We start from the raw sequence: 21,143 nt of genomic DNA on the forward strand, positions 1-21,143 counted from the left end.
AATGTTATGAGCAGTCTGACCAATCCCATCATCCCGGGATTCCATCCCGACCCATCCGCCCTTCAAGTGGGGAAGGACTATTACATAGCCAATTCCACCTTCGAATGGTGGCCTGGGGTCGACATATATCACTCGACAGACTTGGTGAACTGGCAGTGGGTGTGCTCGCCCCTGACCCGGACCAGCCAGGTCGACCTGATGGGGGATCCGAATGCGGGGGCTATCTGGGCGCCTCATCTCTCCTATGCCAAGGGATTGTACTGGCTGGTCTTCACCGATGTGAAGACCGGGACCATATATAAGGATACGCTGAACTACATTGTCACTGCCCCTTCCATTACCGGACCCTGGTCCGATCCGGTCTTTGTAACGGCTTCCGGCTTCGACCCCTCCCTCTTCCATGATGAGGATGGGCGTTCGTGGTTCGTCAATATGCTCTATGACTGGCGAATGGACCATGAGCGTTTCGCCGGCGTGGTCATTCAGGAGTTTGATACCGACGCCAAGCGTCTGGTCGGACCTCGCCGCCACATCTTTCGGGGCACGAGTCTGGGGGTCTGTGAGGGACCGCAGATCTATCGTCGACACGGCTACTACTATCTGGTATGCGCAGCTGGTGGAACCGAGTGGAATCATGCAGCCACGGTGGTGCGTTCACGCAAACTGACAGGACCTTGGGAGGAATCCCCCCATACGCCTCTGATCACTTCCAGGGACGATCCGGACGGGCCCATCCAGAAGGCAGGGCACTGCAGTCTTTTGGAATACAAGGGTCAATGGTACATAGCCTATCTCTGCTCGCGTCCTCTGGGCCGCAGGGGTGATTGCGTTCTGGGCAGGGAGACCAGCCTGGATCCCATCGTCTGGGATGAGGACGACTGGCCGCTCCTGGCGAATGGCGGTCATAATCCTTCTCTTCATGTGGAAGTCAAGGGGAGCACGGCCAAACAGGTTGTGGATTATTCCGAATCCGTCCGATTTACGCCGACCAGCGGCCTGCCTGCCTCCTTCAAGACCCTTCGTGGCCCTCTGCGCCCTGAGCTCGATTATTCCCTTAAGGAGCGTCCGGGTTGGCTGCGGCTCCATGGCGGTCAGAGCCTGTCCAGCCTGCACAGGCAGACCCTGCTGGCCCGTCGCTGGCAGACCTTCGACTTTGATGCCTTTACCTGGATGGAGTTCGAACCTGCCAACTTCCAGCAGACCGCCGGCCTGGTCCTCTTCTACGACACTGCCAACTGGATGTACGCTTACGTCACTGCACAGGAGGAGGAGCGTGACTGCCCGGTGGTCCGTGTCCTCATCAACGAAGGGAATCACTTTGGGTTCGGGAGCGACTTGCTGCCTCTTCAGCCTGGTGTGGGTGTGGGCCTTGCAGTGAAAGTCCGGGGATCGAGGGCCCGCTTCTATTTCGGTCAGGACCCGGACGACTTCCAGGGTGAACGCAAGAAGCTCCAGCCTTTGGGGGACACCCTGCCAGCCAACCATCTCAGTGATGACCACGTAGGAGCGCTCCGGGGGAAGACCGTCTTCTCCGGAGCCATGGTCGGCATCTGTGCCCAGGATATGGATGCCCATTGTTCATATGCCGACTTCAAAGGTTTTGGCTATAAGGAGGTGTCAAGGGATCGATAAGAGCTGCAGCATTCAATAGGCCCACCTGGGCGCAAGGGGATCCATGCCGCAAGACTTTTCGAGCTGAACGGCGGACCAGGTCTGCCGGAAATGCATGTTCACAACGTTTGTGGGCCTTTGTGCTTCTCGTGCAGTGACAGCGCCCCAGGGGCCAATAACGGTTTTCAAGGAGGAAAACTGATGATTCGAAGACGATATTCCGCCGTCTGGGCTGCTATAGCTGCAGTGACCATGTTGGCGGGTATGGGCTCCATGGGAGTCACCGGCGTTCAAACCGCTTGGGCGGACGAAACTGGTCCCATCGCGGTTGAGACGCCATCGGCTCTGGCCCAGGCTCCTGCATCGCTGACCGACCAATCGGTGGTGCTGACCTGGAGCAAGCCAGCTGGGTATGACAAGATCATCGGGTATCGGGTTTACCGTGACGGCAAGGAGGTGGGAACCACCCCCATGACCTACTTCAAGGTCCTGGGTCTGCAGCCAGAGCACGGCTACGACTTCACGGTCCGAGCGGTTGGCGCTGACGGTACGCTGTCGTACCAGTCAACCAAGCTTCACCTGACCACAACGGCTACTCCCAAGCGCTACAATGTGCGTGATTTCGGTGCCTCGGGCGACGGCAGCACGAAGGATACGGCAGCGATACAAAAGACCATTGACGCCTGCAAGGAGAAGAACTGCCAGGTGTATCTGCCTGCCGGCACCTACCTTTCCGGGGCGCTGAACCTGCACAGCGACATGAGCTTCTTTGTTGACGCCGGCGCCCAGCTCAAGCCCAGCAGGGAACTGGCTGACTATCCGTTCACCTCGGCACGACATGACATAGAGGACGTGATGGGCCGCAACCCCGCCTATTCCAGTCTCCTCAACGCCGGTGAGATGGACAGCAAGGCAGGAGTGACCACCAGGAACATCAAAATCATGGGTCCGGGAACCATCGGCGATGAGGCCAATGGCCTGCTCCTGCGCAAGGCCTACGACGACTTCACCCACAACGGCGACGGCGGGGATCTTGATATACCTTCAGACATCTACCAGCCAGGCCAGCATGTGGGCGGCGGCAGCCTGATCAGCATGAAGAACGTGGGTGGCGTCTATCTGGATGGCATTCATATCCGCAACGGGATGATGTGGACCGTGGTCCCCGTCTACAGCAAGGACATTACGGCGTATGGCCTCCAGTTGGTCACCTCGGTCCATAATGGCGACGGTTTCGATCCGAACTCCTCGTCAAACGTCTGGATCCTTGGCACATCGTTCTCTACCGGCGATGATTGCAGCGCCATCAAGTCCGGGAAGGATGCCGAAGGCATTGCCATAGCCCGCCCCTCTGAAAACATCTATTTCCGTGGTGACGTTTTCAACTCCGGTCATGGCGGTGTGACCATCGGCAGCGAGATGTCGGGAGGGGTCCGCAACGTCTTCGTGGAGGATTCGACCATCGTCCCGGTCGATCTTACTTCGGGCGCGGTCAATCCCGGCATCAGAGTAAAGGTCAGCCCCAAGCGGGGCGGGTACGTGCGCAACATCCAGGTGCGTGACAGTGTGATCAACAAGATCAGCGTCATCACCAACTATGACCGGACTTCGGTCGATGACCTGGATTCGCAGACCCCATTGCCGCAGACCGAGAATTTCAAGTTCTCCCATATCACGGCGCCTAACTGGGACAAGCCTGCAGGCAAGGACAACATCATCGATATCAGTGGCTCCAACTTCGGCCACGGCCTGGTCAAGTACCTCAAGGACATTCGCTTCGACGATTGCCGATTCCACGGCGCCTCCCTGGACACAACCCAGAATGTGTCCTTTGTCAAGACCAGCCTGACCGATGGTCTCTCGGCTTCCCGCTCCGTCAACGTCACCCGCGACGGTAAGGTCTACAAGGACGACGGGTTCCCGGTCCATGACGATTTCGAGGCCGAGGGCGCCTCCTTGCCCAAGGGCTGGAAGACCAAGGATTCCCAGACCGGTGGCGGTGCGTTTGTGCGCCACGATGGCGGAAGGGGATACCTCCTCCTGGACGACAAGGGTCCTGGCTATGAGACCATTGAGCGCACCTTCAGCCAGCAACAGGGGTTGGTCAAATCCTCCCTCTCATTCATGTTCCCAGGTGATCCCGCCACGGCCTCCAATGCCGTTTTCACCTACAAGGACAGCAATGGCAAGTCTGCGGCTTCTTTCGTCTTCCGGCAGTCCAAGTTGGTTCTGACTGGAAAATCAGGTGATCGGACCCTCACCAATGAGTTGGAGGCTGGTACCTGGTACACCCTTGAGGTTCGCATGGACACCGATGCCAAGAAGATCGACGCCTCTGTCGCCGGACAGGGTTCGGTCACCCAGGTGCCGCTGAGCGACACCAAGGCCGCCGGGGTGGCTGCGCTTGAAGTGCACATGGCCAATTCCAACACCCAAGAGGTCTCCATGGCCTTGGATGATCTGGTCGTCGAGTCCGATGCCGCCGCAGGTGCTGGTCTTCAAGGCATAGAGCTGACGGCTCCGGCCGGCGTCATCGATCGCAGGGGCGGATCCCTCCAGATTGCTGCACGACTGATCGGCCCCGGCCGTTCTAATGCCGTGACCTGGCAGGTTCTTCGTCCTGATCTGGGACAGACCAGTGCTGGCGTGATTGATCAGAACGGTCTCCTCCAAGCCAAGTCCAACGGCACTGTGCTCGTTACGGCTACAGCCACGGATGGCTCCGGCATTCAAGGCATCCTGCCGATACTGATGACCAATCAGCAGGTACAAACCGGATACGTCCCGATTGAAGTGATGACCACGGTGGGCGTGGCTCCGGTCATGCCGACGACCATCTATCGCACATTGGACGACGGAAGCGCCATACCCGCCAAGGCTACATGGGAGGCTATCAGCGCTGACTCCTACAACCGCGAGGGTGACTTCCAGGTTGCCGGGAATTCCGGGGGCGACAAGATCACGGCCTCGGTTCATGTTTCCAAGGTAGCGATAGCTTCGATCGACGACAGCATCGTCAAAACCACCCCTGGCAGGTTGGTGATGCCCATTGCGGTCAAGGTCGTCCTCAATGACGGAAGCAGAAGGATTCTGCCGGTCAACTGGGATAAGGTCGAGCCCTCTCGCTACGCCAGCCAGAATATCGATGGCTTCGATGTGCAGGGGACCGTCCCCGGCACAGAGGTCAAAGCCGTGGCCAGGGTCTTGGTCCTTCCGGACAACAAGGAGGGGGTCATCCCCATCGTGGTTTCGGCTGATGGGCATGGTGACTTCCGGACCGTTGGGCAGGCTCTGGCTTCGATTCCGGAGAGGAACGCCCAGCGGAGGGTGATTTTCATCAAGCATGGGACCTATCGGGAGAAGCTGCTTATTGACCGTCCCTATGTGACCATCCAAGGCCAGGATCCGGATGGCACCGTCCTGACTTATGATGACAAACCCACGGATCTGGGTCCTGACGGCAATCCTCTTGGCACTTATGGCGACTATGCCGTCAAGATCACCGGCGGGGATTTCGTGGCCAGGGACATCACCATACAGACGCTGGCTGGTTCTACTGTCGGCCAGGCAGTCGCCCTGGATGTGAACGCGGATCATGCCTCCTTCGACAATTGCCGGATCCTGGGTTACCAGGACACCCTGTACTTGCAGAACCGTACGGATGAGACCGCCAGCAGCAATCCTCCGGATCAGCCGACTGTGCAGACCAACAGAATGTACTTCAGGAATTCGACTATTGCGGGGTCGGTGGATTTCGTTTTCGGATCAGCCATCGCGGTTTTCGATCATTGCGATTTGCATTCCGTTCTGAACGGATACGTGACTGCCGCCAGCACGCCGAAGGAGCAGAAGTACGGCTTTGTCTTCCTGAATAGCAAGCTGACTGCCGAGAACCCCTACAGCGGTTCCCTCAAAACCTATCTGGGCCGTCCTTGGAGACCATATGCAAGCGTGGCCTTCATCGACACCAGTATGGCGCGGCACATCCTGTCCGAAGGGTGGAACGATTGGGGGAGTGCATCCAACCAGTCCACGGCGAGGTTCTCCGAGTATGGGTCCACCTATGAGAACGACGCCAAGCCAAGTCGCGTCCCATGGGCGAAAACCCTATCGGAGCAAGAGGCCTCCGACTATACGATCCAGCGGGTCTTCGCGCGTTCAGCAGGCATCAATGCAGCCGACGACTGGGATCCCACGAGGATAGTCTCGCCTACGCCATCACCGGCCACGCCGATCACTGTGGATGCTCAGGGTTCCACTGACCAAGGCGTTACGCTGAATGCGACCCTGGTGCCTTATGCACAGAGCGAGGATGGGACCAGGCTCTCCTTCAAGGCCAAGGATCAGCCTCGGCACGGTCTGCTTACCATGCGTGGGGACGGTACCTTCTCCTATACTCCTCAGCCAGGATTCAGCGGGGGCGATCAGTTTACCTTCCAGGCCTTCAACAGGGACGTTGCTTCCAACGTATCCACCTTTGCGATCACGGTCAGGCCGGGTTCGGATTCCGGTTCTGCGGGAATGAGTGGTGGAGACAATGCCGGCGGGACAGGGACGGTCAAGCCCGGGCCCGCCCATCCGGTCGGGAAGACGGACAAGGGAGGAAAGAACCGATTCTCAACAGGGCCGAAGGATCCAGGTTCGGCTCTTTCCCGGACCGGTACGGATGTGACCCGGCTCGTCCTGGCTTCTGTTGCAGGAATCCTCATGGGGCTGGCCGCCCTGATTGGGATTAACCGGCATCCAAGGTCGGAACGCTAGTCGAATATGGCCCCGGACCCCGCTTCGGAGGAGGGGGACCGGGGCCTTTTTCTGCGCAAAGGTTGGCAACAAAGTGACCGGTATCTTAGAAGGTTCGTTAGCTTGAGAGCATGAGTGAGGCAAAGAGGCAATGCATGATTCCAGAGGGCGGCTCCACAGGATTCGTCTCCACATGCGGCGACGGCAAAGCCACTGGTTTGAAGCATGACTATATCAAGGATATACCGGCGCGGACCGGTCAGGACACAATCCTGCTTAATCCTACGGATATGGTGGCTGTCGCTGCCAGGAATCTGAAGCCCGGCGAAAGGGTCCTGGTCGAGGGGCATGGCGAGGTGACGGTGCTTGACCAAATTCCCCGTGGACACAAACTTGCGCTTCAGGACATTGCCAAGGGTGAGGACGTCATCAAGTATGGCTATGCCATAGGCCATGCCAAGGAGGCTATCAGAACGGGGCAATGGGTCCATACACACAATCTGGCCACCAACCTGGGCGCCGACCTGACCTACCGTTATCAGCCGGTTACCGACACGGTCAAACCGGGCAGCCCGACCGGGACTTTCCAAGGATACCGGCGCGCGACGGGCAAGGTAGGCATCCGCAACGACCTCTATATCGTCCCAACCGTAGGTTGCATCAACAGTCTGTGCAACGCCATGGCACGGTCTTTCTCAGCCCGCCATCCCGGCAACGGATCCTTTGACTCGGTGATCGTGGCGCGTCATCCTTATGGATGCTCCCAACTCGGCGGCGATCTGGTCTACACCAGGCGTTGTCTTCAGGACATCGCCACACATCCCAACGCCGGGGGTGTGCTCCTCGTCGGTCTGGGGTGTGAGAACAATCAGATGGAGGACATGCTGAGCACCTTGGGGGAGTATGACGCGAACCGGGTTCGTTGGATCATATGCCAGGAGGTGGAGGACGAGCTGGATGAGGCCGATGCCCTCCTGGACAAGATTAACGAGGCGGCCAAAAGTGATCACCGTGAAGAGGTGCCCCTGTCCGAACTCAAGGTCAGCGTCAAGTGCGGCGGGTCCGATGGAATGTCAGGCATCACGGCCAACCCGTTGGTCGGTCGGTTCGCTGAATGGGTGGTTACCCAGGGCGGTTCCGTGGTCCTGGCCGAGGTTCCTGAAATGTTCGGGGCCGAGCAGGTCCTGATGAGCCAGGCACGCGACGAGCAGGTCTTCCATGATGTCGTCGACCTTATCAACAATTTCAAGGGATTCTTCCGCAAATACGGCGAAGTCATATCCGACAACCCCTCTCCAGGCAACAAGGAGGGCGGAATAACCACTCTGGAGGATAAATCCCTGGGATGCATCCGCAAAGGCGGTCGTTGCGAGGTCGAGGATGTGCTCAACTATGGCGACCATATCTCCAGGCCCGGGCTCTCACTGTTGCAGACGCCAGGCAACGACCTTGTCTCCAGTACGGGAATGGCCGCGGCCGGAGCGCAGGTGGTCCTCTTCACTACTGGACGGGGCACTCCCTTCGGAACCTTCGTGCCTACTGTGAAAGTAGCGACCAACACGCCTTTGGCCACCAAGAAGCATCGTTGGATTGACTTCGACGCCGGCCGTCTTCTGGATGAGCCAGGTGATCGGGTTTTCAATGATTTCCGTGAGAAGGTCCTTGCAGTGGTCAACGGTGAGCAGACCTGCAATGAGCGTAACGGCATGCAGGACATCGCCATATTCAAGGATGGCCCGACTGAATAAAGTACGGGTTGTATCCAGTGGACACCCCGGTCGGAACGGCTGGGGTGCCTTGTTGTCTACTTGTCTATTGGCGGATTGCTGCGCCTTGCTCGAGTCGCCGATTCCGGAAGGCCTGCCAGAGGGTAATATCCCGAAATGAGCAAAGTCCGGAGTTGTGCGCCCCCATCTCCTATAGTGATGGGCCGGAGGAGTTTGCGGCACAATAAGTCACGATTGGGAGCAGGATGGAATTATTCAGGAAGAAATCCGTTGAACAGACCCTGGCGGAGACCGGGGAGGAAGGCAGGTCGCTCAAGCGGACGCTGACCACCTGGGACCTGGCCATCATGGCCGTCGCAGTGGCCGTGGGCGCTGGCATCTTCTCGGTGGGGGCCCAGGCGGCGGCCTTCCATGCGGGTCCGGCCGTCATCATCTCCTTCGTCATCGCAGGCATCGTCTGCGCGGCAGCCGTCATGTGCTACGCGGAGTTCGCCTCCATGATCCCGGTTTCAGGCTCGGCCTACACCTTCACCTACAACACCATGGGCGAACTGGTGGCTTGGATCATCGGCTGGGACCTGATTCTGGAGATGCTCATGGCCGCTTCGGTCATCTCCAAGTACTGGGGCGTCTACCTGAACGACTTCATCCATCTAATGGGGGGCACCTCGTTCAGCTCCAGCTTCCATGTGGGCGGCATGGATGTGGACCTGGCCCCGCTGGTGGTCGTCACCCTCTTCACGGTCCTTCTGGTCCTGGGCACCAAGCTCTCGGCCCGGTTCGACGGCGCCTTGACCGTCCTCAAAATCGGCATCGTGGTCTTCGTCATTGTGGTGGGCTTCTTCTACGTCAAGGTGGACAACTATCGGCCCTTCATCCCGCCTTCTGAGCCGGCCTCGGCCGTTCCGGGGGCCAGTGTGCCAGGAATCATGGGTCAGCCCCTCTGGCAGTGGGTTTCCGGCATGCAGCCCACAATCTACGGTGTCCCCGGCATCCTCTCAGGCGCAGCCTTGGTCTTCTTCGCCTTCGTGGGCTTCGATATCGTCGCCACCACCTCCGAGGAGGCCAAGGAGCCCCATAAGACCATTCCCCGTGGAATCGGCCTGGGCATGCTCATCGTCATCACCCTGTACATCCTGGTCGCCATCGTCACCACCGGCATGGTCTCCTACAAGGATCTGGCCAAGGCCAAGAACCCTTCCCTGGCAACCGGCTTCGAGATGGTGGGCGCTCCCTGGGCTGCCAAGATCATCTCCTTCGGCATCGTGGTGGGGCTGACCACAGTGGTCATGGTGCTCCTGCTGGGGCTGACCCGCATCGTCTTCGCCATGAGCCGCGACGGGCTTCTTCCCCGTGCCCTTTCCCGCACTGGCCGCCATGGCACGCCTGCACGCATCCAGATCCTGGGCGGCATCGTGGTGGCCGTGGTGGCCTCCTGCTTCCCCATCGACGTCTTGTCCGACATGGTCAACATCGGCACGCTCTCGGCCTTCCTGTTGGTGGCCATCTCCCTGCCCATCATGCGCAAGCGCCGGCCTGACCTGCCCCGGTCATTCAAGATGCCCGGCAACCCCTGGGTGCCCATTCTGATCGCTCTGGCTTGCCTCTGGCTCATGCTCAACCTGACCGTGCTGACCTGGATCCGGTTCGTGGTCTGGTTGGCTGCGGGCCTGGCCATCTACTTCGGCTACTCCTATCGGCACTCCCTGCTCGGCCGCCATCAGCTCAGCGGGAAGATATCCAAGGCCACCCAGGCCGGTCTTCACTGACCTGGAGCGTCGGCGCTGGAGTGTAGAGTGAATATTCGCATACTCAGGAGGTAACCTATGACCTACGTCATCGCTCAGCCCTGCGTGGATGTCAAGGACAAGGCCTGCGTGGACGAATGCCCGGTGGACTGCATCTATGAGGGCGTCCGTTCGCTCTACATCAACCCCAACGAGTGCGTGGACTGCGGCGCCTGCGAGCCGGTCTGCCCGGTGGAGGCCATCTTCTACGAGGACGACCTGCCCGAGGAGTGGACCTGGTATAAGGATGCGGCGACTGATTTCTTCGCCCAGGTGGGGGATGCCGGCGGCGCTGCTGCGGTCGGTCCCTACGATCACGATCCGGAGGGTGTGGCAGCCCTGCCACCCAACAAGTAGTTGAAATGAGGCTGACGAGCCGCGGATGGGAGTCATCCCGCCGCGGCTTATTTATACGAGGAAGGCGGGCCATGGGTTTTCACTCTTTTGAATCCCCCTATGACTGGTCAAGGATTGACCCTTACCGTCGGCGTGCGGAGCAATGCACCGGTGGTCTGGTGGACCTGTCGGTGGGTTCGCCGGTGGATTCTGTGCCCAGGTCGGTCAAGGAGGCCTTGGCGGCGGCTGCGGATGACGGCCAGGCACGGGGATATCCAAAAACCGCCGGTGACGCCCCCCTGAGGCAGGCCGCGGCCGACTGGTTCCGACATCGCCGCAGAGTCGATCTGGATGCCCTGGGGGCGGATCTGGTGCCCACGGTGGGGTCCAAGGAGGCGGTGGCGCTCATGGCCTCACTCCTGCATCTGGGACCGGGGGACCGGGTGGTGCAGCCGACGGTATCCTATCCCACCTATGCCATCGGAACCCAGCTGGCCGGGGCCCAGGTGACGACCGTGGACGATCCTGTTGATACGGATTCATGGGTGAATCTGCCAGGCGTTCGAGCAATATGGATCAATTCGCCGGGCAACCCCAGCGGTCGAATCATCGGCCGGGCCGGATTGGCTAAGATTGTACGGGCGGCCCGTTCTATAGGGGTCACGGTCCTGAGTGACGAGTGCTATGCCCTGCTGGACTGGTCAGGGCCCGCCCAGACTGGGCGAGATGCGCAGATTCCCGCCTCGCCCTGCATACTGGAGTCTGAAGTCTGTGGCGGCGATGCCAGTGGGATACTCTGTCTGTACTCGATGAGCAAGCAGTCCAACATGGCCGGATACAGGGCAGCCCTGGTGGCCGGCGATGCTCGTCTGGTGGAGGCCATGACCGCCTACCGCAAGCAGATGGGACTGATTGTGCCAGGTCCGGTGCAGCGGGCCATGCGGGCCGCCTTGGAGGACGGTGAGGCTGTGATGGCCCAGCGTGGCGTCTACGCCAGTCGTCTGCATGCCCTGGCTGAAGCTCTCAGATCTTACGGATACGATGCCGTCATGCCTCAAGGAGGCCTTTATATCTGGGCGCAAGCCCGTTCGGGCGACTGTTGGGCCGATATGGCGGACCTGTCCCGTCTTGGTATTCTGGCCAGTCCAGGGGAGTTCTATGGGGACGGCCACTATCTGCGATTCTCGTCAACCATCACTGACGAGCAGCTGGAGCTGGCCTTAGGACGTCTGCGTAGCGCCGCTTAGAGGCCCATGCTGACTGAGCCCTTGCCATAGCGGCTCCTGATGGAGTCCATGGTGGCCTCTGCCTGATCCAGGCGCTGAGACTCGCTGCCGGTGTGACGTTTGCTCTCGTGGATGATGTCGTCCAGGGATGGCTGGATGGGAGTGTCCTCCACCCGGCTCAGACCGGATGCGCTGACACCGGCCAGACGAATCAGCCTGGGCAGGGGGGTATCCATGGGCACGCCATCGGGCAGCCCCAACATGGCCTTGAGCAGACCGACCGCTTGCGGATAGATCCGGTTGGCTGAGTTGACCGGGGTTTCCAGGGTGCGGGCCTTGGTCATATAGCGCAGATCATCGAAGCGCAGTTTGACGGTGATGGTCCGGGCGATCAGGTCGTGTGATCGCAGTCCGGTGGCCACCTCGTTGCTGCAGACGCGCAGGAGGTCGCAGACCTGTTTCATGCTGGTGGTGTCGTGCAGAAAGGTGCGTTCCGCGCCCAGGGACTTCTCTGGCGCTCGCGGCTGGACCGGATCGTCGTCCAATCCGTGGGAGGCCTGTGCCAGCTTCCGGGCTGTAACTGTTGAACCTGTGGCCCGGGTCAGATCCCGTTCGCTCATGGTGGCCAGGTCGGCTACATCCTTGATGGCCCAGGCGTTCAGCCGCTTCTCCAGGGCCGGTCCTATGCCGGGAATGCCGCGCAGGGGCATCAGCTGGACGAACTCGGCCTGGCGGGCCTTGGGAATCAGCAGCATGCCATCGGGTTTGGCGTTGGTGGAGGCCATCTTGGCCACAAGCTTGTTGGTGGCGATGCCCACCGAGCAGGTCACGTGGAATTGGCGGGCCACGCTGGCTCGGATCCACCGGGCGATGGCTGTGGGCATGCCCCAGCGCATGAGCGCCCCGGACACGTCCATGTAGCACTCGTCTACCGAGACCTGCTCGATCTGATTGGTGATTCGTGAGAAAACCGTATCAAATATCCGTCTTGAGATACTCCGGTAATAGGTCATGTCAACCGGAAGGAAGACCCCTTGGGGGCACAGTCGTCTGGCACGCGCCAGGGGCATGGCCGAGTTGATGCCGAAGGTTCTGGCCTCGTAGCTGGCTGCGGAGACCACCGAACGTCGTCCGGTGCCGATGATGACCGGACGGCCTTGCAATTGCGGGTGTCGAGCGACTTCGCAGGAGGCGTAGAAGGCATCCATGTCAATGTGCAGTACCGTGCAGCCGGTCTCGTCATGTCCCCAGTCCTTCTTGGCGGCTGCAAGCCTTGGTGCGGTACTCATAGCTCCATGATAGGAGGAGGTCCCGGAGGAACATGCGATAAATTATTCTCAAACGTAAATTCTTGGAAAAGATTCACTTTTATGGTTTTAATCCATGAAAATAAACCAATCCGTGCCCTGCTCGCCGCTTTCAGCCGCCCCGGCGAGTCAGGTCGGTCAATCATGGTATTCTATTGTTCTGTTCTCGAAACTCTGGGGCTAAGGTCCTGGCTCGGGAGCCTGCATGGAGACGTGCCTGAGTGGCCGAAAGGGGCACCCTGCTAAGGTGTTGACTGCGCAAGCGGTCCAGGAGTTCGAATCTCCTCGTCTCCGCCTGATGACCGGTGATCGCTTATTATGCACGATTGCCGGTCTTAGTCATTCTCAAAGGTCTTTCTTGTTCTGTGCTCTTTTCTGTAATTTCTATATCTTTGCCCAGGTCACGGTCTGGCAGGGTCATGGTCCGCACGGCGGAGGACCGGCGATACTTGGCATGAGTCTGTCTGGCAGGTAGACTGCAGCCGGGCAATGGCTGTATGGCTCGTCCTGGCCATCATGAAGCAGATGAAGCCCTGTCCTCAGACAGAGGAATCAGTCTGCGGCCTTCGCCGAGGGCACTGGGCTGGGCCCGGCCCTGCAGAAGGTCGGCCAGCCGTCCATCAAAGGACGGTACCGCTGCGGGTTCCAGGTCGTAGGTCAAGCGCACCCGGTCAGTGAAGTCTTCGGTCTCCACGTGGCCCCCGGAGTTGCGGATCAGACGGCAGAGGGAGTCGTACTCCGGGTAGTCCGCAGTGATCGTGAACCGTTGCGTCGGGAGCACGCGTGCCGATCTCGCCGCCTCGAGCGCCAGGGATGCTGCTGAGGAATAGGCTCGGATCAACCCCCCTGATCCTAGAAGGATCCCCCCGAAGTATCGGGTAACGGTCAGGACGCAGTCGGTCAGCCCCTGCCGACGCATGACCTCAAGTATGGGCTTGCCGGCCGTTCCGGAGGGCTCTCCGTCATCGCTCATGCGCTCGCTGGTGCGGCCCTCGGGCCCCCAGATTGCGCAGTGGCAGACGTGTCGGGCCTTGGGGTGCTGTAATCGGACCTCCTGGACGAATGCCATGGCCGCCTCCTGGTCCTCTATATGGCAGGCCTGGCCAATGAACTCGGACTTCCGCTCGGTCAGAGAGCCTGTGGCCGGTTTCTGCGGCCTATCCAGTATGGTGAGCAAATCGGCTTGCCTCCTATGCCTATCGTCTCCTCGGTTCCTGCGCTATCTCCATGCTAGAGGGGGTTCCGGGCCGAGTCTGTTATCAGGGAGACGACCTAAGCTGGCCGCATGACCAATCCCCAGGACCAACCGGAAACCGAATCCCCGTCAGCCGGCAAGCCCCACGAGGCCCTGACCGTTTTCTATGAAAGGCTCAGGCACTCCACCGATACGGACGAGCTGCACGAATTCGCCCGGAGCCCTCTGCCCGACAGGTCCGAGCAGGCCGCCTTCTCCCGCTTCACGGCACTGCTGGAGGCCGTGGCCGGCAACGAGCACACGCCGGTGGAGGACAGGATCTACCTGGCGCAGACCATGCCCTTCCCCAACATTCTGGTCAAGCTCTCCCAGGATTCCAGCCCGGAGGTCCGTCGGGCCGTTGCCGCCAACAAGGATGACAAGAACTGGCTGGCCGGTCTGCTCACCAAGGACGAGGATGCCGGAGTCAGGGCTGCTGCGTTGACCAATCCCATGACCTCCTGGAAGATGCGCCTGGAGGGTGCCCAGGACGAGCGCACTGATGCTGATACTTTGGACTTTCTGGGAGCCCTCGGCACTCGCGATGAGCAGAATGCCCCGCATGTGCTGGCCGCCATGGTCCGCCGGGCCGTGGCTCTGAATCCCAACACCAGGCAGGCCACCCTCGATGCCCTTCGCCAGGATCCGGACGGGCAGGTGGCACGGGCGGCAGCCACCCGCTGAGACCGGGACGACGCGAATTTTGACGAACGGCACTCAGGCGTTACAATAATGGATTGTTGTGTTTCCCTAAGGGGTCCTCAAAGCGCTTTTCCCACTCGCCGTCTAGGACTTTAAGGGAGCCCACGGAATACATGGCTTTCGGCCAGCATGGCAGCATGCGGCGCAGAGAGCCCGAAACACAATGCAAGGAAAAGGTTGAATCGTGAAGACTTTCACCCCGAAACCAGCCGATCTGACACATGACTGGTATATCGTCGACGCCTCCGGTGTGGTGCTGGGGCGTCTGGCAGCCCAGGTGGCCGATCTGCTGCGCGGCAAGAACAAGCCCACCTATGCGCCCTACGCCGACTCCGGCAACAACGTCATCGTCATCAACGCGTCCAAGATGGTGCTGACGGGCAACAAGAGCGACAAGGTGCTCTACACCCACTCCGGCCGTCCCGGCGGTCTGCGTCGCGACTCCTATGGGCAGTTGATGGAGCACAACCCCGAGCGCATCATCATGACGGCGGTCAAGGGCATGCTGCCCAAGAACAAGCTGGCCAAGGTCCAGCTGACCAGGCTGCGGGTCTTCGCAGGCGAGGAGCATCCTCACACCTCACAGCAGCCCATTGAGTACAAGATCCATCAGGTCGCCCAGCAGGCCAAGTAGGACCAGAGGAGATAATCACCATGGCTGACAACAACAACAGCTCCGCGGTTCTCGAGGCCGAGGAGACCAGCGCTTCTTACACTTCCGAGACCAACGCCGGCGCAGGCACCGGCACCTCCGCAATCGAGCCGGGCTACGGCACCGGCCGCCGCAAGGAGGCAGTCGCCCGCGTCCGTCTGATTCCGGGCTCCGGCAAGTGGAGCATCAACGGGCACACCCTGGAGGAGTACTTCCCCAGCAAGCTGCATCAGCGCGAGGTCAACTCGCCTATCGTGCTGCTCAAGCTCGAGAACAAGTTCGACGTGGTTGTGCGCGTAGAGGGCGGCGGCGTGACCGGCCAGGCCGGCGCAGTTCGTCTGGGCGTCGCACGCGCCCTGAACGCCATCGACCGGGACGCCAACCGCCCTGCCCTGAAGAAGGCCGGGTTCCTGACCCGCGACGCCCGCGTGGTGGAGCGCAAGAAGGCCGGTCTGCACAAGGCCCGTCGAGCTCCGCAGTTCTCCAAGCGCTGACGTTCGCAGTTTCTTCCATCCCCGAGGTTCTCACGGACCTTGGGGATTTTTCATGCCTGGATTCACGCCTGGACGGCCCAGTCTGAAGCGAACGCCAAAGCGCACGTTGCAGTGCGGAAAATGAGCAGAAAAACAACGGATTCCCACACGACACGCTTCAAGCGAACGTTCGCTCATCCTGGGGCTCAATGGTGCCCCCACCGGTCTATATTGTGACTTTCGTCACGTTATGACGGATGCCTTTCGTGGACCGGCATCCGCGGAACATGAGGAGGGCCAATACCTTGGCTGGAACGCAGAAGCAGAAGCATGAGCAACAAATGAAGGATCCGGCAGCAGGCAGGGAAGGTGGCCGGGTCGACAGCAGTGAGCTGGCCAGCAGGGAGGTGGATGCTCTGGTCGTCCGCGCGCAGTCGGCTTTACGCGCCTTTGAGGAGCTCAACCAGGAACAGGTGGATCGGATTGTGGCCAAGGCCTCGATCGCGGCCCTGAACAAGCATCTGTCCCTGGCACAGATGGCCGTGGAGGAGACCGGGCGTGGTCTGGTGGAGGACAAGGCCACCAAGAACATCTTCGCCTGCGAGCATGTGACCAACTACCTGGCCAGGCAACGCACCGTGGGCATCATCGGCGAAAACGACGTGGACGGCATCATCGAAGTGGCCGAGCCGGTGGGTGTAGTGGCTGGCGTGACTCCGGTTACCAACCCCACCTCGACTGCCATTTTCAAGTCGTTGCTGGCCCTGAAGACCCGCTGCCCCATCATCTTCGGATTCCACCCCTACGCCCAGTGCTGTTCGGTGGAGGCGGCCCGGATCGTCCGCGATGCCGCCCTCGAGGCAGGCGCTCCTCAGAATTGCATCCAGTGGATCGAGCATCCCTCAGTCGAGGCCACCGGCGCGCTCATGCGGCATCCCGGCGTGGCCACCATTCTGGCCACCGGAGGCACCGGCATGGTCAAGGCCGCCTACTCTTCGGGCAAGCCTGCCCTGGGCGTAGGAGCCGGCAATGCCCCTGCCTATGTGGACCGCAGGGTCAACGTCCCCAGGGCCGTCAACGACCTGATTCTGTCCAAGCATTTTGACTATGGCATGATCTGCGCCACAGAGCAGGCCATCATCACCCATCAGGATGTGTATGACCGGGTGATCCAGGAGATGAAGCGGCGCAAGGCCTACTTCGTCAACCCTGAGGAGAAGACCATGCTGGAGGAGTACATGTTCGGCGTGCGGGCCCATGCCGGTGCCGATGCGCCTGCTCCCAGGCTCAACTCCGAGGTTCCGGGCAAGTCCCCCCAGTTCATCGCCCGTCAGGCCGGCTTCGAGATACCCGAGGATGCGACCATCCTGGCTGCCCAATGCGACCAGGTCGGCCCCGTGGAGCCCCTGACCTTGGAGAAGCTGGCTCCGGTTCAGGCTGTACTCAAGGCCAGCAACAAGGAGGAGGGCTTCACTCTCTGCGAGCAGATGCTACGCTACGGCGCCGGGCACACGGCAGCCATTCACACCGATGACGAGAGGCTGGTGCGTGAGTACGGTCAGCGCATGCACGCCTGCCGGATCGTCTGGAACCAGCCCAGCTCCCTGGGTGGCATCGGCGACATCTACAATGCCATCGCCCCCTCCTTGACCCTGGGCTGCGGCTCCTATGGCGGCAACTCGGTCTCGGGCAACGTCCAGGCGGTCAATCTGATCAACATCAAGCGGATTGCGCGGAGGAACAACAACATGCAGTGGTTCAAGGTGCCCCCCAAGACCTACTTCGAGCCCAACTCCGTCCGCTATTTGCGCGACATGTTCGGCATCCGACGTGCCGTCATCGTCTGTGACAAGGTCATGGAGCAGCTGGGGATCGTGGACAAGATCATCGATCAGCTGCGGGCCCGGTCCGAGCCGGTCACCTTCCGGATCATTGACTACGTAGAGCCGGAGCCCAGCGTCGAGACGGTGGAGCGCGGTGCGGCCATGATGCGCGATGAGTTCCGTCCCGACACGATTATCGCCGTGGGCGGTGGCAGTCCCATGGACGCGGCCAAGATCATGTGGCTGCTCTATGAGCACCCGGAGATCTCCTTTGCCGATGTCCGGGAAAAGTTCTTCGACATCCGCAAGCGGGCCTTCAAAATTCCGCCCTTGGGCACCAAGGCCAGGTTGGTCTGCATTCCCACCTCCTCGGGCACGGGTTCGGAGGTCACCCCATTCGCGGTCATCACCGACCATAAGACCGGATACAAGTACCCCGTCACCGACTACGCCCTGACTCCCAGCGTGGCCATCGTGGATCCGGTTCTGGCCCGTACCCAGCCCAAGAGCCTGGCCTGCGACTCGGGCTTCGATGCCCTGACCCACTGCATGGAGGCCTTCGTCTCGGTCTATGCCAATGACTACACCGACGCCATGGCCCTGCATGCGGCCAAGCTGATCTGGGACAACCTGGAGCCTGCCGTAGATACCGCCGGCGGCGAGGCCAAGGTGCGCGCCCAGGAGAAGATGCATAATGCGGCGACCATGGCTGGCATGGCCTTCGGTTCGGCCTTCCTGGGCATGTGCCACGGCATGGCGCATACCATCGGAGCCCTCTGCCATGTGGCCCATGGGCGCGCCAACTCCATCCTCCTGCCCTATGTGATCCGTTACAACGGACGGATCCCGGACGAGCCGACCAGCTGGCCCAAGTACAGCGAGTATGTGGCCCCGGAGCGCTACAGGCAGATGGCACACGTACTGGGCATCGAATCCGCAACTCCCGAGGAAGGCGTGGAGCTCTTGGCCCGTGCTGTGGAATCCTACCGGGACGAGCGCCTGGGCATGGATGCCTCCTTCCAGGCTGCCGGAGTGGACGAGGACTTCTACTGGAAGTCCCTGGATCAGATCGGCATGCGCGCCTATGAGGATCAGTGCACGCCCGCCAACCCCCGTATTCCGTTGATTGAGGACATGAAGGACATCGCTGTGGCCGCCTACTATGGGGTCAGCCAGGAGGAGGGCCACCGGATGAGGGTCGCCCGCCAAGGTGAGGATATGGTCCAGGAGGCCTCCCAGCGGGCTTGACAGTCCATAATTGAGCCGGGGGTTCTCCTGGAAGAGGCGCGACACGCCCGGATTCTTCTAGGGGAACCCTCGTGCTTTAATAAGAAAGTTGCCTGTTTTGGGCTCGCATTTTGTCAATCACAATAGCGGGTGCAGCGAGGACTCCCATCCCCACGGGATTCTCCACGGCTGCGCATGGATCCGGCTGAGGCCTGTCGGGAGGAATGTCTCCTGTGGCCGTCGTTCCGTGCCCTTGAAACAGACTGGGTAATCAGTTCATAGATCGCTAGAAAGGGCGGACGGCAATGGCGGGACAGAAAATCCGCATCAGGCTAAAGTCCTATGACCATGAGGTCATCGACCAATCGGCGAAGAAGATCGTCGAGACGGTGACGAACGCGGGCGCAACTGTGGTTGGCCCCGTTCCGCTGCCGACTGAGAAGAACGTGTATGTCGTCATCCGTTCTCCTCATAAGTACAAGGACTCCCGCGAGCACTTCGAGATGCGCACCCACAAGCGCCTGATCGACATCGTGGATCCCACGCCCAAGGCTGTGGATTCGCTGATGCACATCGATCTGCCGGCGGACGTCAACATTGAAATCAAGCTGTAGGGGAGGAGGAAACCGCATGGCTGAAGAGCAGAGGAACCGCAAGGCTCTCCTGGGCCGCAAGCTGGGCATGTCCCAGGTCTGGGACGAGAACGGCTTCTTCGTCCCGGTGACCCTGGTGGACGTGTCCACCAACGTGGTGACCGCGGTCAAGAACCAGGAGAAGGACGGCTACCAGGCCATCCAGATCGGCTACGGGCAGATTGATCCCACCAAGGTGACCAAGCCGCTGGCCGGTCACTTCGCCAAGGCCGGAGTGACCCCGCGTCGTCACCTGGTTGAAGTCCGCACCGCCGATGCCGGCAGCTATCAGCCCGGCCAGGAACTGGGCCTGGATCTGTTGCCCGAGGGCAGCGAGGTCGATGTGACCGGCACCACCAAGGGCAAGGGCTTTGCCGGCACCATCAAGCGCTGGGGCTTCAAGTCCTACCGTCGCACCCACGGCTCGCACAAGAACGAGCGTCGTCCGGGTTCAGTGGGCGCCTGCGCCACTCCCAGCCGCATCCTCAAGGGCAAGCGTATGGCCGGCCGCATGGGTCATGACACTTCGACCGTCCAGAATCTGACCATCGTCTCCGCAGATGCCGAGAAGGGCGTCATCGCCATCAAGGGTGCCCTGCCCGGGCCCCGCGGTGCCATCGTCCTGGTTCGTTCGGCAGTGAAGGGAGCCTGAAACCATGGCTAAGTTGACTCTGAACATCACCGACGCCCAGGGCAAGAACACCGGGACCGTGGACGCACCCGAGCAGATCTTCGGCATTGCCGAGGAGGATGTCCGCTCGCACGTGCCGCTGATTCACCAGGTGGTCGTCGCCCAGCTGGCTGCAGCCCGCCAGGGCACGCATTCGGTCAAGACCCGGTCCACCGTCTCCGGCGGCGGCCGCAAGCCTTGGAAGCAGAAGGGCACTGGTCGTGCTCGTCAGGGCTCCATCCGCGCTCCCCAGTGGACCGGTGGCGCCATTGTCCACGGCCCGCAGCCGCGTGACTACTCCCAGCGCACCCCCAAGAAGATGAAGGCCGCAGCCCTGCGCTATGTCCTGTCCGACCGGGTCAACGCAGGACGTGTGCACGTGGTCGACTTCGGCATTGGTGAGACCCCGTCCACCAAGGCCGCCAAGGCAGCCTTGCTGCCCCTGGTCGACAACAGATTCACCACCGTCGTGCTGTCCCGTGAGAACATCAACGAGTGGCTCTCCGTCAGGAACCTGCCCACCGTCCATGTCCTCTTCGCCGATCAGCTCAACACCTACGATGTGGTCACGGCGGAGGATGTCGTCTTCAGCAAGGATGGCTTCGATGCCTTCCTGGCCGTCAAGGGCGGCGCCAAGTCCGAGACCGTCAAGGAGGCCTGATTTTCATGGCAGCTATTCACAAGCCAGCGCACGACATCATTCTGCGCCCGGTCGTCTCCGAGAAGAGCTACGCCAACTCGGACCGCGGCCAGTACACATTCGTGGTGGACCCTGATGCCAACAAGGTCGCCATCAAGCAGGCCATCGAGCAGATCTTCAACGTGAAGGTCACATCGGTCAACACCCTCAATCGGCAGGGCAAGCGGACCCGAACCCGTACGGGCTGGGGTCGTCGCGCCGCCGAGAAGCGCGCCATCGTCAAGGTGGCCGAGGGCCAGTCGATCGATGTCTTCGGTACCAACAACTGAAGGCTAGCCGAGAAAAGTTAAGGAAGA

At 60.7% G+C, this 21,143-nt stretch carries 16 protein-coding genes and 1 tRNA gene; 15 read left to right on the top strand and 2 right to left on the bottom strand.

Annotated features, from left to right (window positions below; translation table 11 throughout):
- The first annotated feature begins 6 nt into the window (after positions 1–6).
- The 6 genes from H3T88_RS01475 (at position 7) to dapC (ending at position 11,448) form a co-directional block, all read left to right on the top strand.
- A complete protein-coding gene (locus H3T88_RS01475; protein WP_110417616.1) occupies positions 7–1,632 on the top strand; it encodes a glycoside hydrolase family 43 protein in 1,626 nt (541 codons plus the stop codon).
- A gap of 180 nt (positions 1,633–1,812) precedes the next feature.
- Positions 1,813–6,372 (top strand): pectinesterase family protein, encoded by a 4,560-nt coding sequence (locus H3T88_RS01480; RefSeq protein WP_198203302.1) that lies wholly within the window; start codon positions 1,813–1,815, stop codon positions 6,370–6,372.
- 110 nt (positions 6,373–6,482) lie between these two features.
- On the top strand, positions 6,483–8,099 hold the full coding sequence (locus H3T88_RS01485; RefSeq protein WP_232347058.1) for a UxaA family hydrolase: 1,617 nt from the start codon (positions 6,483–6,485) through the stop codon (positions 8,097–8,099).
- A gap of 224 nt (positions 8,100–8,323) precedes the next feature.
- Positions 8,324–9,847, top strand: a complete 1,524-nt coding sequence (locus H3T88_RS01490; RefSeq protein ID WP_110417613.1) for an amino acid permease — start codon at positions 8,324–8,326, stop codon at positions 9,845–9,847.
- A gap of 57 nt (positions 9,848–9,904) precedes the next feature.
- Positions 9,905–10,222, top strand: a complete 318-nt coding sequence (gene fdxA, locus H3T88_RS01495; RefSeq protein ID WP_015022367.1) for a ferredoxin — start codon at positions 9,905–9,907, stop codon at positions 10,220–10,222.
- A 71-nt stretch (positions 10,223–10,293) separates the two neighbouring features.
- Positions 10,294–11,448, top strand: a complete 1,155-nt coding sequence (dapC, locus tag H3T88_RS01500; protein ID WP_198203303.1) for a succinyldiaminopimelate transaminase — start codon at positions 10,294–10,296, stop codon at positions 11,446–11,448.
- On the opposite strand, the gene dinB is transcribed toward dapC, so the two are convergent.
- The gene (gene dinB / locus H3T88_RS01505) at positions 11,445–12,716 is read right to left on the bottom strand and encodes a DNA polymerase IV (protein WP_198203304.1); all 1,272 of its coding nucleotides are present in this window, start codon (positions 12,714–12,716) and stop codon (positions 11,445–11,447) included. The genes dapC and dinB overlap by 4 nt on opposite strands.
- Positions 12,717–12,941: 225 nt before the next feature.
- Between dinB and H3T88_RS01510 the strand changes: the two genes are divergently transcribed.
- Positions 12,942–13,028: transfer RNA gene (locus H3T88_RS01510), tRNA-Ser, on the top strand.
- A 220-nt stretch (positions 13,029–13,248) separates the two neighbouring features.
- Here the strand turns inward: H3T88_RS01510 and H3T88_RS01515 are convergent.
- Positions 13,249–13,911 (bottom strand): IMPACT family protein, encoded by a 663-nt coding sequence (locus tag H3T88_RS01515; RefSeq protein WP_198203305.1) that lies wholly within the window; start codon positions 13,909–13,911, stop codon positions 13,249–13,251.
- 108 nt (positions 13,912–14,019) lie between these two features.
- Here H3T88_RS01515 and H3T88_RS01520 point away from each other — a divergent pair, with 108 nt between their 5' ends.
- The 8 genes from H3T88_RS01520 (at position 14,020) to rplW (ending at position 21,116) form a co-directional block, all read left to right on the top strand.
- On the top strand, positions 14,020–14,652 hold the full coding sequence (locus H3T88_RS01520; protein ID WP_198203306.1) for an AbrB family transcriptional regulator: 633 nt from the start codon (positions 14,020–14,022) through the stop codon (positions 14,650–14,652).
- Positions 14,653–14,854: 202 nt separating this feature from the next.
- The gene (gene rplM, locus H3T88_RS01525) at positions 14,855–15,304 is read left to right on the top strand and encodes a 50S ribosomal protein L13 (protein WP_045935716.1); all 450 of its coding nucleotides are present in this window, start codon (positions 14,855–14,857) and stop codon (positions 15,302–15,304) included.
- Between the two features lie 20 nt (positions 15,305–15,324).
- On the top strand, positions 15,325–15,816 hold the full coding sequence (rpsI, locus tag H3T88_RS01530) for a 30S ribosomal protein S9 (protein WP_015022361.1): 492 nt from the start codon (positions 15,325–15,327) through the stop codon (positions 15,814–15,816).
- A 266-nt stretch (positions 15,817–16,082) separates the two neighbouring features.
- On the top strand, positions 16,083–18,866 hold the full coding sequence (gene adhE, locus H3T88_RS01535; protein ID WP_415873720.1) for a bifunctional acetaldehyde-CoA/alcohol dehydrogenase: 2,784 nt from the start codon (positions 16,083–16,085) through the stop codon (positions 18,864–18,866).
- Between the two features lie 284 nt (positions 18,867–19,150).
- Positions 19,151–19,459 carry a 30S ribosomal protein S10 gene (gene rpsJ, locus H3T88_RS01540; RefSeq protein ID WP_006295278.1) on the top strand — a complete coding sequence of 103 codons (309 nt, stop codon included), beginning with the start codon at positions 19,151–19,153 and terminating at the stop codon, positions 19,457–19,459.
- Between the two features lie 16 nt (positions 19,460–19,475).
- Positions 19,476–20,129, top strand: a complete 654-nt coding sequence (rplC, locus tag H3T88_RS01545) for a 50S ribosomal protein L3 (protein WP_110417607.1) — start codon at positions 19,476–19,478, stop codon at positions 20,127–20,129.
- Positions 20,130–20,133: 4 nt separating this feature from the next.
- On the top strand, positions 20,134–20,808 hold the full coding sequence (rplD, locus tag H3T88_RS01550) for a 50S ribosomal protein L4 (protein WP_015022358.1): 675 nt from the start codon (positions 20,134–20,136) through the stop codon (positions 20,806–20,808).
- A gap of 5 nt (positions 20,809–20,813) precedes the next feature.
- Positions 20,814–21,116, top strand: a complete 303-nt coding sequence (gene rplW / locus H3T88_RS01555; protein ID WP_015022357.1) for a 50S ribosomal protein L23 — start codon at positions 20,814–20,816, stop codon at positions 21,114–21,116.
- Positions 21,117–21,143: the final 27 nt, after the last annotated feature.

Source organism: Bifidobacterium sp. W8110, from assembly GCF_016101375.1.
Classification (GTDB): domain Bacteria; phylum Actinomycetota; class Actinomycetes; order Actinomycetales; family Bifidobacteriaceae; genus Bombiscardovia; species Bombiscardovia asteroides.